General features: G+C 37.8%; 14 protein-coding genes and 2 pseudogenes. 9 read left to right on the top strand and 7 right to left on the bottom strand.

Annotated elements, in window-relative coordinates; translation table 11 throughout:
• Positions 1-86: 86 nt before the first annotated feature.
• The 3 genes from P3L37_RS12775 (at position 87) to P3L37_RS12765 (ending at position 2,771) form a co-directional block, all read left to right on the top strand.
• Entirely contained in the window at positions 87-317 is a 231-nt protein-coding gene (locus P3L37_RS12775) for a helix-turn-helix transcriptional regulator (RefSeq protein ID WP_210787310.1), read from the top strand.
• A gap of 23 nt (positions 318-340) precedes the next feature.
• A complete protein-coding gene (locus tag P3L37_RS12770) occupies positions 341-1,834 on the top strand; it encodes a YfjI family protein (RefSeq protein ID WP_272573773.1) in 1,494 nt (497 codons plus the stop codon).
• 262 nt (positions 1,835-2,096) lie between these two features.
• A complete protein-coding gene (locus tag P3L37_RS12765; protein WP_272573771.1) occupies positions 2,097-2,771 on the top strand; it encodes an inovirus Gp2 family protein in 675 nt (224 codons plus the stop codon).
• A gap of 133 nt (positions 2,772-2,904) precedes the next feature.
• Here the strand turns inward: P3L37_RS12765 and arsC are convergent, their stop codons facing one another.
• Genes arsC through P3L37_RS12750 form a run of 3 tightly spaced genes read right to left on the bottom strand, consistent with a single transcriptional unit; the run spans position 2,905 to position 4,997 of the window.
• Positions 2,905-3,330: a glutaredoxin-dependent arsenate reductase gene (gene arsC / locus P3L37_RS12760; RefSeq protein WP_004911718.1), complete on the bottom strand. Its 426-nt coding sequence runs from the start codon at positions 3,328-3,330 to the stop codon at positions 2,905-2,907.
• A 12-nt stretch (positions 3,331-3,342) separates the two neighbouring features.
• The gene (locus P3L37_RS12755; protein WP_272667313.1) at positions 3,343-4,632 is read right to left on the bottom strand and encodes an arsenic transporter; all 1,290 of its coding nucleotides are present in this window, start codon (positions 4,630-4,632) and stop codon (positions 3,343-3,345) included.
• A 44-nt stretch (positions 4,633-4,676) separates the two neighbouring features.
• Positions 4,677-4,997, bottom strand: coding sequence for a transcriptional regulator (locus tag P3L37_RS12750; RefSeq protein ID WP_004911727.1), 321 nt, complete (start codon positions 4,995-4,997; stop codon positions 4,677-4,679).
• Between the two features lie 85 nt (positions 4,998-5,082).
• On the opposite strand from P3L37_RS12750, the gene arsH reads away from it, so the two are divergent.
• The 3 genes from arsH to P3L37_RS12735 all read left to right on the top strand — a co-directional run bounded on the left by arsH (position 5,083) and on the right by P3L37_RS12735 (position 7,810).
• A complete protein-coding gene (gene arsH, locus P3L37_RS12745) occupies positions 5,083-5,781 on the top strand; it encodes an arsenical resistance protein ArsH (RefSeq protein WP_272515206.1) in 699 nt (232 codons plus the stop codon).
• A gap of 275 nt (positions 5,782-6,056) precedes the next feature.
• Entirely contained in the window at positions 6,057-6,833 is a 777-nt protein-coding gene (locus P3L37_RS12740; protein ID WP_272573770.1) for an MBL fold metallo-hydrolase, read from the top strand.
• Positions 6,834-6,859: 26 nt separating this feature from the next.
• Positions 6,860-7,810, top strand: a complete 951-nt coding sequence (locus P3L37_RS12735) for a GlxA family transcriptional regulator (protein WP_272573769.1) — start codon at positions 6,860-6,862, stop codon at positions 7,808-7,810.
• Between the two features lie 244 nt (positions 7,811-8,054).
• Here the strand turns inward: P3L37_RS12735 and P3L37_RS12730 are convergent.
• Positions 8,055-8,477, bottom strand: a pseudogene (locus tag P3L37_RS12730) (IS30 family transposase); the annotation flags it as partial.
• Positions 8,393-8,905, bottom strand: coding sequence for a helix-turn-helix domain-containing protein (locus P3L37_RS12725; RefSeq protein WP_272573802.1), 513 nt, complete (start codon positions 8,903-8,905; stop codon positions 8,393-8,395). The gene P3L37_RS12725 and the pseudogene P3L37_RS12730, both read right to left, overlap by 85 nt.
• A gap of 831 nt (positions 8,906-9,736) precedes the next feature.
• Between P3L37_RS12725 and P3L37_RS12720 the strand changes: the two genes are divergently transcribed.
• Positions 9,737-10,951, top strand: coding sequence for a MalY/PatB family protein (locus P3L37_RS12720; RefSeq protein ID WP_272573768.1), 1,215 nt, complete (start codon positions 9,737-9,739; stop codon positions 10,949-10,951).
• A gap of 14 nt (positions 10,952-10,965) precedes the next feature.
• The gene (locus P3L37_RS12715) at positions 10,966-12,225 is read left to right on the top strand and encodes an amino acid permease (RefSeq protein WP_272573767.1); all 1,260 of its coding nucleotides are present in this window, start codon (positions 10,966-10,968) and stop codon (positions 12,223-12,225) included.
• A gap of 81 nt (positions 12,226-12,306) precedes the next feature.
• Here P3L37_RS12715 and P3L37_RS12710 read toward each other — a convergent pair whose 3' ends face one another.
• Positions 12,307-12,765, bottom strand: a complete 459-nt coding sequence (locus tag P3L37_RS12710; protein ID WP_272573766.1) for an Lrp/AsnC family transcriptional regulator — start codon at positions 12,763-12,765, stop codon at positions 12,307-12,309.
• Between the two features lie 467 nt (positions 12,766-13,232).
• Between P3L37_RS12710 and P3L37_RS12705 the strand changes: the two are divergent.
• A pseudogene (locus P3L37_RS12705) lies at positions 13,233-14,362 on the top strand (IS3 family transposase).
• Between the two features lie 359 nt (positions 14,363-14,721).
• Here P3L37_RS12705 and P3L37_RS12700 read toward each other — a convergent pair.
• Positions 14,722-16,047, bottom strand: a complete 1,326-nt coding sequence (locus tag P3L37_RS12700) for an MATE family efflux transporter (protein ID WP_272573765.1) — start codon at positions 16,045-16,047, stop codon at positions 14,722-14,724.
• Positions 16,048-16,050 lie beyond the last annotated feature (3 nt).

Below are 16,050 nucleotides of genomic sequence, written 5' to 3'. Positions count from 1 at the left end.
ATCGCTCTCCATTTTTGTAGACAACATTGTGTCATAACTTATGGCAAAGTCGAAGTATGTAAACAAAGCTGATAAGAGAGAACGAAATGCTGAATCTAAAAGAAAATGTAAATCAATCAAACTCACCTATACGTATCCTGCGAATGACAGAGTTAACGGTCATGCTTGGTATATCCAGATCAAGTATTTATGAAAAGCTTAATCCTCGATCGAAATACTACGACCAAGACTTTCCTAAGCCTATCAAGCTTGGTGCCGCATCGGTGGGATGGCAGTACGCATCTATTGAAAAATGGTTAGTTTCACGAATTGCTTAGTTGAATTAATAAAGGGGTATGAAATGTCTAAACAAAAAAAAGAACTGTGCTTCAAGCTGGATGTATTACCAAAATATTTTCAAGATTTGATTGTTGAGATCCATGCTAAAACAGGCGCAGCAGCTGAGGTTATTTTTCCTACAATGTTGGGCGTTATGGCTCAGTCCTGTCAGGACATGTTCGATGTCAAATATAAAGGTGGAATACAGCATCCAGTATCTATCTTTAGCATCGTACTTGCTAGGTCTGGAATGAGAAAAACAACAGTATATCGCTTGTTGACGGAAAAGTTAGGGCAAATAGATGCAAAATTAGAGGAAGAATTTGATGCTGAAAAAGCCATCTATGAACGTGAGAATATGATCTGGGAAAGTGCTCTTAGTGTATACCAGAAAAAATACCAAACAGCCTTGAAGTTAGGGGATGATGCTAATACAGCTAAAAATGAATTGGATGAACACATCTTAAAAAGACCAGTAAAGCCAGTTAGAAAACGATTAATAATTAACGATACAACGAGTGAAGGGCTTGCAAAGGAATTAGGCTCTGGATACCCAGTAGTGATGCTTATGTCAGATGAGGCAGGGGAATTATTTGATGGAAGTTTATTTCGAAAAACACCCCTGTTGAATGCACTTTGGTGTGGAGAGACAAAAAACGTCACTAGGGCATCTAGCGACGGTTTCACAATTAAAGATGCTCGTTTTGGAATAGTGCTAATGCTACAACCAATGTTATTTGATAAGTATTTAGATGCTAAAGGGCAAAAGACTCGGGCATCAGGTTTTTTACCTCGCTGCATATTAGTTGATTTAGATAACATTCCATATTTAGCAGATGTCAGTGTTCTAGCTCAGCCTGATGAATTAGTATTCAATAACTTTTCATCCATTTTAGTTAAACATTTAAAAGCAGGAATTGAGCGTAGAGAACGAAAGGAAGAGCGTATCTGTATTACTTTTGAACCAGAAGCTCAAGAAATATGGGATGAAAATCAAAAAAAGATACTAAAAGCGATGGAAAAAGGAGGGGAATTATACTCATATGATGATTATGCCGCGCGGTTTATGGAGCATGCATCAAGAATAGCCGCAGTGATGCAAATATTTATAACACCGAATTCAACAATAGTGACTAAGGAAGTATTACTATCCGCTTTACATATTACTGAGTGGTATCTTAATCACTTTATTGAAAAAGTAGATTATTTTAGGGAACTTAGCGATACAGAAAAATTAGTGTTATGGCTAGAAGAACATTTAGTGAGCAATAAATCTTATGATTTTAGGCGAAATGATATTATCAAAAAAGGACCATTTTGTCTTAGACGTTCGGATCGTTTAATACCCGCTTTAAACAAGCTTGAAGATAAAGATATGATTCAACAATTTGAGCGTGATGGGAAAAATTATATCAAATTTATAGGGTCGAAAATGGAAGCAATGGAGCTTGCAAAAAGAATTAATTTACCTATAGACCAATATCCAGGCTTTGGATTGAGTAAGTTAAAAGATTGATATAACTTCAGAGTAATTTTAGACATTTTCATTTAGTAATATTTTATTGGAGCCTAGGCGTATAGCGACTTTAAGCAATATTGCTATGTAAGTTTATTATTTATTCACACTGGTATATGTAATATACATATATACATTACATATATAAATTATAATAAGATCAATTGATTATAACTCTTAATAGAGCTGTAAGTTATACGCATGAGTAATTTTTGAATTACCTGTTATTGGGTTATGCGAGATTGATATTGGTAGAGATATTATGATGCCACTATATGAATTAACTAAAACTGAATTAAATAATCTGATTTTAGAAGCTAGTAATAAATATGGCTCTGAGATTGATGGTGCTATCTTATGTAAATCGTTAGCAGTGATATATGAAAGTTTAAAAAAACATAACCGAATATTCGCTATTCGTACAGATCTAAGGTTTGCACAAGACCATGTTCAAGATGAGCCTGATTTACCTTTATGTTTCCAGCGGGTAGATGAAAAAGCGATTACTCGGTTTATAGAGTCATTGAAAAGTCAGCTTCGCGCAGACCATAAACGTTCAGGCAGAGCTGGCGAGCCGACACTACCAGCCTACATTTGGGCAAAGGAACGCAAGGAAAGTGAACATTATCACTATCACGTAGTTTTGTTATTTAATTGTGATGTATACGGCCATATAGGTGACTATTCACAATACGATGCAGATAATATGGCGGTCAGAATACAACGCGCGTGGTGTAGTGCCATTGGCTTAGATTACCCAGACTATGCATCACGAGTTAACTTTCCTGATAAACCTATATTTCGATTTGATAGACGAGATGCTCTGAGTCGTAATTCCAATTACCTTTATTTCTTATTACGAATAACGTACTTGGCTAAAGTGTATACCAAGGAATTCAATACTGGCTATCGAAATTTTGGAACAAGTCAGATTTGATTGAGTGGTATTAGCTCAGACTTGAGCTGTCAGGCTTTGTTGGTAGAACATAACAAAGCCTGACAGTCTGGTCTGAGCGAAAAGCGGACGCCCGCATAGCGGAACAGGCGTCCGATATTTTGAAGTGGGTAGATTACTTAACCCGCTTCCCCGTCTCGTCAATGACCTTCTCGCCATCCTCTTTGGTAAACGCTCCTTTCTGACCTTCCGGTAGAATATCCAACACTATTTCTGAAGGGCGGCAAAGACGAGTGCCAAGCGGCGTAACGACTACTGGCCGATTAATCAGGATCGGATGTTGAAGCATAAAATCAATCAACTGCTCATCACTAAATTTCTCTTCATCAAGACCCAGATGTTCATAAGGGTCAATATTCTTACGCAGTAATTCACGCACCGTAATTCCCATATCTGAAATAAGTTTAATCAGCTCATCACGGGTCGGTGGCGTATCGAGATAATAAATTATCGTTGGTTCGTTGCCGCTGTTACGGATCATCTCTAGCGTGTTGCGAGAAGTACCGCAGGCAGGGTTGTGATAGATGGTAATGTTGCTCATATCTGTATCTCATTACAAAGTGATGGAGAGCCGCAACGCCAGCGCGGCCAAAGTGACCAACAGCACCGGAAGAGTCATGATAATGCCGGTGCGGAAGTAATATCCCCAGGTAATCGTTATATTTTTCTGGGCAAGCACATGCAGCCAAAGCAGGGTTGCCAAACTGCCAATCGGGGTGATTTTCGGGCCTAAGTCGCAGCCGATCACGTTGGCATAAATCATCGCCTCTTTGACGACGCCAGTCGCCGTACTACCATCAATCGACAGCGCGCCAATCAGCACTGTCGGCATATTGTTCATCATCGACGACAGGAGCGCGGTCAGGAAACCGGTGCCAAACGTTGCTGCCCATAATCCCTTTTCTGCCAGCAGGTTTAATACACCAGACAGATACTCCGTTAACCCTGCATTGCGGAGCCCATAAACCACCAGATACATGCCCAGCGAAAAAATAACGATCTGCCATGGCGCACCGCGCAGGACTTTTCCGGTGTTGATGGCATGACCTCTTTTCGCCACTATAAACAGTACTACTGCGCCAGTAGTCGCTATCGCGCTGACCGGGATCCCCATAGGCTCCAAAACAAAGAAACCTACAAGCAGCAATAACAGGACAATCCAGCCCACCCTGAACGTTGCCGGATCTTTTATCACACTGGCAGGAGTCTTCAGTAGCGAAACGTCATACGTCGCCGGAATGTCCCTGCGGAAAAAGAGATGCAGCATGACCAGCGTGGCCGCAATCGCTGCCACATCTACGGGGATCATAACGGAGGCATACTGAGTAAAGCCCAGATCGAAAAAGTCCGCCGAGACGATATTCACCAAGTTAGAAACAATGAGCGGTAGGCTGGCCGTATCTGCTATAAATCCTGCGGCCATCACAAAGGCTAGTGTTGTACTCTTGCTGAATCCCATTGCAAGCAACATTGCAATCACAATTGGTGTCAGGATCAGCGCGGCGCCGTCATTGGCGAACAAAGCAGCGACAGCGGCACCGAGCAACACTATCCAGGTAAACAGCAGGCGACCACGCCCGTTACCCAAGCGGGAGACGTGCAGTGCGGTCCACTCAAAGAAGCCGGCCTCATCGAGCAGCAGGCTGATGATAATGACCGCAATAAATGCCGCTGTCGCGTTCCAGACGATATTCCAGACAACGGGAATATCAGTGATATGAATGACACCAGTTACCAGCGCCAGCATAGCCCCGATACTCGCACTCCAGCCAATGCTCAAGCCTCTGGGTTGCCAGATCACTAGTATCAGCGTCAGTAAAAATATACTCCCTGCCAAAAGCATCTCAGACTCCTTTATATATAATTATGTACATGTGTTTTCTTTTCTTAACAGGAGGTGCAGGCTGATTTATCCAGCCATTCACGCACATCCTCTCGCATACACTGCCAGGACGTTGTGATTGTCTCAGCTGCCCATGCCGGTATGTGGGGTGACAGACGATAGTGGATCCATTTGCCTTCACGACGATCTAGAACCAACCCAGCCTCGCGAAGAATAGCCATATGTCGCGAGACTTTGGGCTGCGATTCGGAAATGGTTGCGCAGATATCACAGACGCATAGTTCTCCCGACTCCTGGAGAATCATGACGATGGCGAGCCGGGTTTCATCCGACAGGATTTTGAAAAGCTGAACAGGTTGTAGCATTTTTCACTCCGTTTCCTTTAGAATATACATATGGTAAATCATATGTGTTAAATTTGAAATCATCTGATATCTCCGGAGTAGAAAAATGGAACATTTTCCAGCTCTAAATAGTGAATACTTTGATCAACACATCGCCGAGCGCCTGCACATGCACGAGCCGCCGCGGATTCTGATCCTATATGGCTCAGTTAGAGAGCGCTCCTACAGCCGCTTTGCTGCGGAAGAAGCTGGTCGTCTGCTGACAGCGATGGGCGCAAAGGTAAAACTCTTTAACCCCTCAGGTTTACCCCTGCCGGATGATGCGCCAGATACGCATCCTAAAGTCACCGAGCTACGCGGTCTGGTCAGATGGTGTGACGGGATGGTGTGGAGTTCTCCGGAACGGCACGGTGCTATGAGCGCAGTTATGAAGGCGCAGATTGACTGGATACCCTTAAGTGAAGGCGCGGTTCGTCCTTCGCAGGGCAAAACACTTGCGGTAATGCAAGTCTGCGGCGGTTCACAGTCCTTCAATGCTGTGAACCAGATGCGTATTCTGGGTCGCTGGATGCGGATGTTTACGATCCCCAACCAGTCCTCTGTAGCCAAGGCATGGCAAGAGTTCGACGATAACGGACGAATGAAACCTTCTTCATGGTATGACCGCATCGCCGATGTAGCCGAGGAGCTGTTTAAAGTCACGCTGCTGCTTAAGGGACAAACCGATTATCTTGCAGATCGTTACAGCGAGCGAAAGGAGAGCCATCAGGAGCTTTCATCCCGTGTAAATCAGGACAAAATATAACTTATGTTTTTCGTGAATCCATACTGACTGAGCTTAATAACGTCCGCTATTGGCACACAACGGCTAGGTTGAGTAGTTGTTAGATCTGCTCTGAGCGATGAGTGGATATAAAAAAGTATTTAGGCTGCTACGCATATTTTAACAGAAGCTTGACCCGATATGTGCGAAACTTGGCCCTTATGAAACAGTCTAATTGCCCGATAATCGCTACAATTAGTTATCGGGTCATGTTTGACATGGCTCCTACTAGTTTAAATAAAGCTTGGAGACATATAATGAAAGTAACTCAGATCCGTAACGCTACCCAGATCGTCGAATATGCGGGTAAAAAGTTCCTCATTGACCCTATGTTTTCTGAAAAAGATGCATACGATGGTTTTGTGGGGACAGTCCGCTCAGAAATTCGTAACCCTATGGTCGAATTGCCTATGGATATAAGCTCACTGCTTGATGTGGATGCTATAATTGTCACTCACACTCATCCAGACCACTGGGATCAGGCCGCAGCAAATATTGTACCAAAAGATAAGCTGATTTATGTCCAAAATGAGAATGATGAGACACTGCTTAAGACCCAGGGGTTCATTAATCTGATTGTTCTCACCGAAACCAGCAGTTTTGAAGATATTGAACTAATTAAGACAACATGCCAGCACGGTTCAGATGAAGCTTATGCAAACCCAGAGCTGGCAGAAATGCTTGGCGATGCAAGTGGTGTTGTGTTCCGTCATTCATCTGAAAAAACCTTATATCTTGTCGGGGACTCTATCTGGACTAAAACCGTTGAAGACAATATGCGAAAATATATACCAGATGTCTTGATTATGAACACTGGTTGGGCTCATGTATTGGACTATGGCGCAATCATATTCGGTAAAGAGGATATTTTGAAAGTACACTTTGTATTACCAGATGCTCAGATTGTTACCACCCACATGGAAGCACTTAACCATTGTCTGGTTACACGACATGAACTCTTAGAATATGCACAGATTAACCATATTCAAGATTATGTTTCAGCTCCTGCTGACGGTGAGTCTGTTACGCTCTGACGAAAACCAATATCTAAGGGCTCCCGATGTCTGTAATTTCAGTTGCTATACTTGTTACTCAAGGATTCAGTACTTATCACGTATCAATTCCACTGATCCTTTTTGGTGAGACCCTCACAGACCAACAGCTATTTACCCGACTGATATGTGCTGAAAAGCCTGGGCTCATCTGGTCTGATGAAGGAACAGCTATACAGGCAGATCATGGTTTAGACATGCTGGCTCAGGTTGATATCGTCATCGTACCTTTTTGGGACGATGTACATAAACGGCCATCTGAGCCTTTGCTTAATGCTCTGGTTAAAGCACGTGAAGCGGGAGCTCAGATAGTGGGGCTATGCTTAGGCTCTTTCGTACTCGCTTATGCAGGCTTGTTGGATGAGCACATGGCTGCAACACACTGGGAGTATGAAGAAGATTTCCGGAAATTATTCCCGTCCGTTCATTTGAATCTTAACGCACTCTATGTAGAGGATGATGGGTTAACTACATCAGCAGGAACGGCAGCAGCGATGGATTGCTGCCTATATATCATTCGTCAACATTTTGGCATCCAAACGGTTAATCACATTGCTCGTAGGATGGTTACACCTCCCCACCGAGCTGGTGGCCAAGCACAGTATATTGATCATCCAGTCACTCAAAAGACTACTGACTGTAGAATTAATAGGGTGCTTGATTATCTGCTACTAAACCTTCAAGAGCCGCACGATATTGATTCTCTGGCTGAATACGCCTCAATGAGTCGCAGGACACTTACACGACATTTCACAAAAGCGACAGGTATGTCTGTCGTTGAGTGGATCACGGCTGCAAGGCTTAACCGAAGTCAGGAATTACTGGAAAACATGGATATTCCTTTAGAACAGGTAGCTGAACAAGCGGGATTTCCGTCAGCACCAACTTTTAGGCTACAGTTTCGGGAAAAATTCGGAGTCAGCCCCAGAGAGTGGCGAAAAACCTTCCGTAATGCATAACCGATTAAACTAAAGGCAGATGATCCAGCTCGGTGAACATCCGCTTTTGGCTGTGAGTTCAATCGGTTGATGCAACACACTGCTTAAATCGTTCTGCTGGTGATTCATAACCTAGCGTTTTTCTTGACCTCTCGTTGAGTTGTCTAGCTATGCTATTTAATCTTTGTTGGATATGAACGGATAAATTAGTACCTTTGGGAAAATATTGTCTGAGCAATCTATTCATATTTTCGTTCGAACCACGTTACCACGGAGACTGAGGATCGCAGAAGTAGACTTGAATATCAGTCGCTACAGTAAATACTGCATGATTGGTCATTTCGACACCTCTGTCCCAAGTTAATGTTTTACATAGTTCTGTTGGTAATTGTTGAGCCTGTTTAATGAGAGCGGCTATCACTGTTGTTGTTTTATTATCACTGATTTTAGCTAGCATAACATAGCGTGAATGGCGTTCTACTAAAGTGACAATATAAGAATTTTTAGAGCCTTGAATTAGATCTCCTTCCCAATGACTAGGAATTGCTCTATCTGCAACAGTCGATGGTCTTTCGCTTATGGGAACCGCATTAAAGATTGAACCTAATCCTTTTCCTTTAAGTGATGTGGTTCTAGATTTTCGTACCGTTCTTCTGCTTCTAATATATTGCTGTAATTCTTTTTTAAAGCTCCCCGAGTTTGTATAAAAAGTGTTGTATAAATCGTTTCGTGAGACACTTTCATCTTCTGAGCATCTGGATTATTACGTTTCAGCCAGCCAGCAATTTGCTCAGGCGACCAGCCTTGATGCATTTTTTCTGCGATTATTTTACACAATGTAGGGTTTTGACTTAATTTACAAGCTTTAGGCCTCAAGGCATTATCCCATGCTTTTTTATCCGCTTTTGTTGCACGGTAGTTGGTTAATCCACCATGTCTGCGGATTTCACGACTAACAGTTGAAGGGGCTCTTGATATTTTTTTAGCTATCTCCCTGATACTGCACTTTTCTGCTAATCCTCTCGATATTTCTTCTCTTTCATCAAGCGAAAGTGACAATCTGTGGTGTTTACGGACGGGAGGGCGGAAGCCACCTGTTTGATAAATAGTGGGCATAATAGAAGAATGGTATTTATCAAACATTCTTGCGATCTTATGTAAAGAATCACCTTGCTTATATCTGCCCCAAATAATCGCTTTTTGTTCAGGTGTATAGTAAATACGTTTTCTTGGCTTCATAACAATGCCCTCCTTATTTAAGGATAGCGTTGCATCGATTAATTGAGCTCACAGCGAAATGCGGACATTGTTAACAGCGTTCTATGTAAACCCACGGAGCACGGTTAGGCACCTTACTGTATTAAAATAATTTAATATAAATTTAAAAATATTATTGTTGATGTTTTTTAATTAAATTTTCTTGTGATGATAAAATAGGCTAAATGATTTTTTCAATATTAACTTTATTGGGTATATAAAGTTAATACATGCCTTGTTATTTGTGTGGCTTTTATCTATTAAAATATTAAGATGTATTTTACTGAATCAAAATAAAACTCCATAGAAATACAATTAATAAAATTTAGAATAGATGAAATTCAAAATATTCTAGTAATAATTATCTTCTATTTAAAAATATAAATTTTCACATTAAATTAACTGAATATTAACACCGATGAATAGAACAGAGTAAATTGAAAACTAAACTTTTAAAAATATCATTTGTTCATAACTAGTCAATCCTATTGTTTTTATAGCTTGTGATGTACTCTAAAATAATAAAAATATCGAATATTATTAAATAAAAAAACACATAAGGTTAATTAAATTTTCTGTGATATTGGAGTTAACATCATTAAAGATAGATAATTTCTTACTGATATTGATAGTATGAAAAAGCTAGGTTTCAATAAAAGATAAAAATCAAATTTAATAAAAGAGGTTGTTATGAAATATAATTTTGATGAGATTATTGATAGGAAAGATACAGATTCTCTAAATTATGATGGCTGGAGGCAGTACATATTTAAAGACGATAAAAACGCGAAATATAATTTTGATGATGATGAATTTATTCGTATGTGGGTTGCTGATATGGATTTTTCAACTCCTCCAGAAATATTGAATTCATTAAAAGAAAGATTAGATCGAAAAATACTAGGGTACACTAAGATCTATAATGATGAATATTATCAAATATTTGAAAGTTGGTGTAAAAGAAAATATCAATGGGAGATAGATAGAAATGAAATAGTTATATCACCTGGGATTATCCCTGCATTAAATAGAATAATTCCTTTAATCATAGATAGTAATGAGAAAATTTTAATACATACCCCATCATATGCACCATTTAAAAATGCTGGTGACTATAATTCAAGAGAGGTAATTTATTCTAACCTTAAACACGTAAATGGAAAATATGAAATTGATTTTGTGGATTTTGAAAAAAAAATAACAAATGCTGATCTAAATATAAGGTTATTCATTCTGTCAAATCCACAAAATCCTACAGGGCATATTTGGACTGAAGAGGAGTTAATCAGTATAGGAAAAATATGTTTTGATAATAATGTATGGATTATTTCTGATGAAATACATTGTGATTTACTAAGAAAAGGGAAAAAGCATATTCCTTTAGCTAAATTATTCCCTAATGAGGATAAAATAATAACTTGTATGGCGCCAAGTAAAACTTTTAATTTAGCTGGAAATCTAATGTCTAACTTATTGATCAAAAGTGAAAAAGTAAGACATGAGTGGTTAAAACTATATGATGATTTTATATCCCCACTGAGTATTATAGCAACAAAGTCAGCATATAAAGATTGTGATGATTGGCTAGAGCAATTAAAAGAATACTTAGATGATAATTTTAAATTAACTCATGAATTTTTTACGGAAAATTTCCCAAAATGTAATTTTATAATTCCAGACTCAACTTATTTAGCTTGGATAGATATAAATGAATACTTACCAAGCTATTTCAATAAAGATAAATTATCGTTATTTTTCGCTAATAAATCTGGTGTTTTACTGGAAGGTGGTAATATGTTTGTGGGGAATGGAGATGGATTTATAAGATTAAACTTAGCATGTCCTAGGGAAATATTAATTGAGGGGTTAAATAGAATTAAAACCTCATTGTTATCACTATATTAAAGTGAGTAAAAATTATGAAAGGTAATCATAAATCTAAAATACCATTTACTTCATACGACCTTGGTTGGGTTATTCTATGTATTGGAATGGCAATTGGTTCTGGTATAGTTCTAATGCCAATACAGATTGGCCTTAAAGGAGTATGGGTATTTTTATTTTCTATATTACTCTCGTATCCTGCAATATATCTCTTACAAAACCTTTATCTAAGGACATTATCAGAAACAAAGGAGTGTGATAATTATACTGGAATCATAACTCAATATTTAGGAAGAAATTGGGGGGTTGCTTTAGGTATTATATATTTTCTAATGTTATTAACAGGAATACTCGGTTATTCATTAGCAATAACGTATGATGGAGCATCGTATTTAAAAACATTTGGATTAACTAACAAAACATTATCAGATTCATTTTGGTTCCCATTAATAATATTATCATTATTAGTGTTTATTGCCTCTCAAGGAGAAAAAATATTATTTAAAATCTCAGGGCCAATGGTTATTATGAAATTTGGAATAATTTTAATTCTGGGTTTTTTCATGATACCACATTGGAATTTTGATAATATAAAAGCCATGCCTGATTTATTATCATTTACACGAGATATTTTTTTAACTTTACCTTTCACACTATATTCAATTTTATTTGTCCAAATTTTAAATCCAATGAATATAGCTTATAGGAAAGTAGAAAATAATAAAGAAATCGCAATTTACCGTGCGATAAGAACTAATAGAATTGCATATTTTGTGCTAGCGATTGGTGTTCTTTTTTATGCATTTTCATTCACATTTTCAATAAGCTATGAACAGGCAGTATCTGCATTTGAGCAAAATATTTCGGCACTAGCAATAGCAGCACAAGTAATACCAGGAGCTACAGTCAAAGTAATGGCTACATTACTAAATATTTTTTCATTAATTACTGCATTTTTAGGTATATATTTAGGTATACACGAATCAATAAAAGGAATCATTGTAAATATAATATCTCGATTTATACCAAATAATAAAATAAGCAATAAATTATTAGATATTCTCATTGGTATTTTTGTTATCTTATCATTGTCAATATGGGTATCTACAAAATTCCCAGTTCTATTGGTATTCCAACTTGCGGGTCCACTGTATGGGATTGTAGCATGTTTAATACCAGTTTATTTAGTCTATAAAGTCGATTCATTACAGAAGTATAAAAAATACTCTTCAATATACATTGCTTTTTTTGGCTTACTTCTTTGTATATCTCCATTTTTGAAATTTTTTGAATGAAATAAGGATTTTTAAATTTCAGTAATAAAATAAAAATTGCAGACAACCTATTATCATTAGGTTGTCTGCAAAGTGGAGAAATTATATTGGTAAACCTTTAAATGATTTAATTTCTCTGATACCAAAGCTTGTGTTCATTTCTTTTATATTTCCAATGGAACGAATCTTCTCCATTGATATATGATGAAAATCATCCATATCTTTGACTACTAATTGTAATAGGTAGTCATATCTACCAGAAATATTATGGCAAATAATAACATTATCTACTTTTAAAATTTCTTTTTCAAAACGTTTCATTGACTCTTCTGAATGTAAATCTAATGTAATATTCATAAATGCATAAAAGTTATATCCAATACTTTTAGGTTCAATTACTGCTTGGTAATGTTTAATAGCACTTTGCTCTAAAGTTTTTAATCTTTTCCAACATGCGGGAGGAGATAAAAAAACTCGCTTAGCGATTTCTGCATTATTCAAACGGCCATCTTCTTGTAAAAGTTTAAGAATTTGTATATCAATTTTGTCAAGTTTCATCATGCTACCAACCTATAAATTTAGCTAAAATAGACTAATTAAAAATTACAATTGAATTGTTTCATGCACGAAAAATAATTTTAAAATATCAATTATTATCTAAAATACTAATACATAATTTTAAATAATAAAATTCTTTTTTTGATTTTTTATTTATGAACTTTGTTCTAGATATTATGATAATCAATATAGAATTATGATTAAATTATACCACAGTGTTGTAATTTATTTATGCCTTGAAACCTGTATCATTTCCTCTAGTATGAAGATTCCTATCAAAAATAGTGTTGTGATTTTTATTATATTTTAATTTAGAACAAAAATATGGTCTACCACTCCGAAACATAGATATATAATACAACAAGTTACGGAGGGGGATTAGACTGGCCCCTTAGATCTCCAGGCAGTTGGTATCACTTAAATTAGTGATAATCTTAATACTAGTTTTTAGACTAGTTCTTGGGGTTAACATGACCAAGATATTAGGTCATGAACGCAGAAAACGATGTTCCCCACAAGAAAAAATGGCCATTGTTCAGCAAAGCTTTGAGTCAGGCATGGGTGTTTCCATGGTTGCTCGATAACATGGTGTCGCGGCAAGCCAGCTTTTCCTTTGGCGTAAACAGTATCAAGAAGGAAGCCAGACCGCGGTAACAGCAGGTAAACAAGTTGTTCCTGCCTCTGAGCTAATCTCAGCAAAAAAAAATGGAAAATGAACTTCTTAAAGAAGCAGCCGAGTATGGATGAGAAAACAATGGATAGCGCACACGGCCTTATTACCCAAGGATGGAAAATAAGCTTAGTGAGCCGAACCTTATGTGTGTCACGAGCACAGTTGTACATTCTAGCAAAACGAAAAAGTGATTGGAAAGATAAACGAGGACGACGCCCTCAAGATGATAGCGATGCGCTTGCTTGTATACACAACGTGATTGATAAGCTGCCTACGTATGGCTATCGCCGCATCTTGGCGATGTTACGTCGGCAATCTGAGAATGAAAATATCGCGATTATTAATGCCAAACGTGTTTACTGTATCACGAAGCAATCAGCATTATTGTTGGAATGTAAACTCGAAATCCCAGTTTCAAAACGAGCTTATACAGGAAAAGTGGTGGTGAATGAAAGCAACCAACGTTGGTGTTCAGATGGTTTTGAGCTCCGATGTGATAAAGATGTAAAACTGCGCGTCACGTTCGCTTTAGACTGCTGTGATCGAGAAGCCCTTCATTGGGCAGCTAGCATGGGAGGCTTTAACATCGAAACCGTGTAAGATGTAATGTTAGGCGTTGTGGAGTATCGATTCGGTAACGGGTTACCAACAAAATCAATAGAGTGGTTGACCGATAATGGTTCAGCATATCGAGCCCATGAAACTCTGTGGTTCGCTAAACAAGTTAGTTTATCCCCTAGATATAAGGCGGTACGTAGCCTCTAAAGTAACGGTATTGCAGAAAGCTTTGTAAAAATCATGACGCGTGGCTGCATAAGCCTCATGTCAAAACCTAACGGATTAACGGCAATAAAGAATCTTGATGTAGCCTTCGAGCATTATAATGAATGGCATCCTCACAGTGCACTGGATTATCGTTCTCCGTGAGAGTATCTGCGGCATCGAACTCATAATGAAATAAGTGATAAAAAGTGTCTGAAATATAGGGTCAAATATAAAATTACTTAATTAAGACGAAACAATAAGCTGAACATACTATTTTATATAGCAGTACTACCTAAGATCGCACAATACTCACACCGCTATATTCTTTTTATAATAGGAGGGACCACGGGAGAGTTATTGGTGATATAATCTACACTAAATTTAAGTTTTGATGGTATAACTGTTATTTCTGATATTATGTAACAGGTCTGTTTATTTCAATGTGATCTAGGTGACTTCCTCATTATCTCTTTCTAGCAAAGAAAAAATATCAACTGCATCTAGCGCACATATTACCATCTTTATTTGACTCCAATTAATTTATAGGATATTGGCAACCATAAAATCAGTAATGACCTGGCCAAACAAAATAGAATAAATGACAGCCATAAACCATTATTGCCATAATGAGGAATAAGAATACTAGAGGATAACAACCATATAATAACACTAATTATCATTGAGTTACGAATCGATGAGACGTAATTAATACCACAAAATAAGCCGTATATCATCAATCCCATGGCAATCGATATTGGAAAAAATGCGAGCCAGTTGCTGTATGTTAACGCTAAGGTTAAAATGCTATCCTGATTCGTAAAGACTCGTAAAATATATGAATCAAAGCCTAACCAAATTAGTGTTAAAACGAGAGATACACCAATACCAGAAATGACAGCGTACCCTGCGACTTTATTATATAACTTGCTATTTTTTAGTCCTTTAGACTGACCACTTAATATGCTAATAGCATTAGCGAAGCCATCATACACATAAGCCATTAAATATTGAACTTGGAAAAGAATACTATTTGCGGCTAAAACTTCGACACCCAAGTCACTGCTGTAGGAAATAAAGAGGTTGGTGACAATCAATAAACAGATTGTTCGTATAAGTAAGTCACCATTAATCAAAATTATTTCACGTAAAGATGATGGCGATAAATAGGATTTCAGTTCATCTAAGGTTAATTTTATCACCCTCATTCTATTAATCAGTATGAGTCCAATAACCGTCGTCCCGATTTGTGCGAGTAACGTTGCAATTGCAACACCTTTGACATTTAAATGAAAATACCAAACTAAGATGACCGATAAACAAATATTCGCTAAGTTAATGAAAAGTTGTAAATACAATACCAATTTCACATGAGATTTACCCATCAAAAAACCGATAATAACATAGTTTATCAAGGTAAATGGTGCGCCAAAAATGAGAATTTCATAGTACTGTTTGGCGTAGAGATAGACTTCAGGGGAAGGGGATGATATTTGAATAAATGATTCAAATATCATCGAGCGAAATAAAATAAATAGCCCCCCCAATATGAGCGCAATAAAGAGTGGTCGCACAAAGGCGCTGCTTAGCTGAGCTTGATTGTCTAAGGCTTGGGCAGCAAAGCTGGTTGTACTAATCCGTAAAAAACCAAGTAACCAGTACAATGTATTAAAAATAACTGTACTAATCGTAACGCCAGCAATAAAGCTCGGGTTTGGCAAATGCCCCACTAAAGCTGTATCGACAGCACCCAGTAAGGGGACTGTGATTGTTGATAGCGTCAATGGCACGACTAGCAACAAGTAACGCTTGAAGGTAACTTCTTGCTTTTGTACTGATTTTATTGTCATAAT

The organism is Providencia sp. PROV114 (assembly GCF_032704305.1).
Classification (GTDB): Bacteria; Pseudomonadota; Gammaproteobacteria; order Enterobacterales; family Enterobacteriaceae; genus Providencia; species Providencia rettgeri.
The sequence above is the reverse complement of the archived record's forward strand: the minus strand, read 5'-3'. Positions and strand labels throughout refer to the sequence as shown.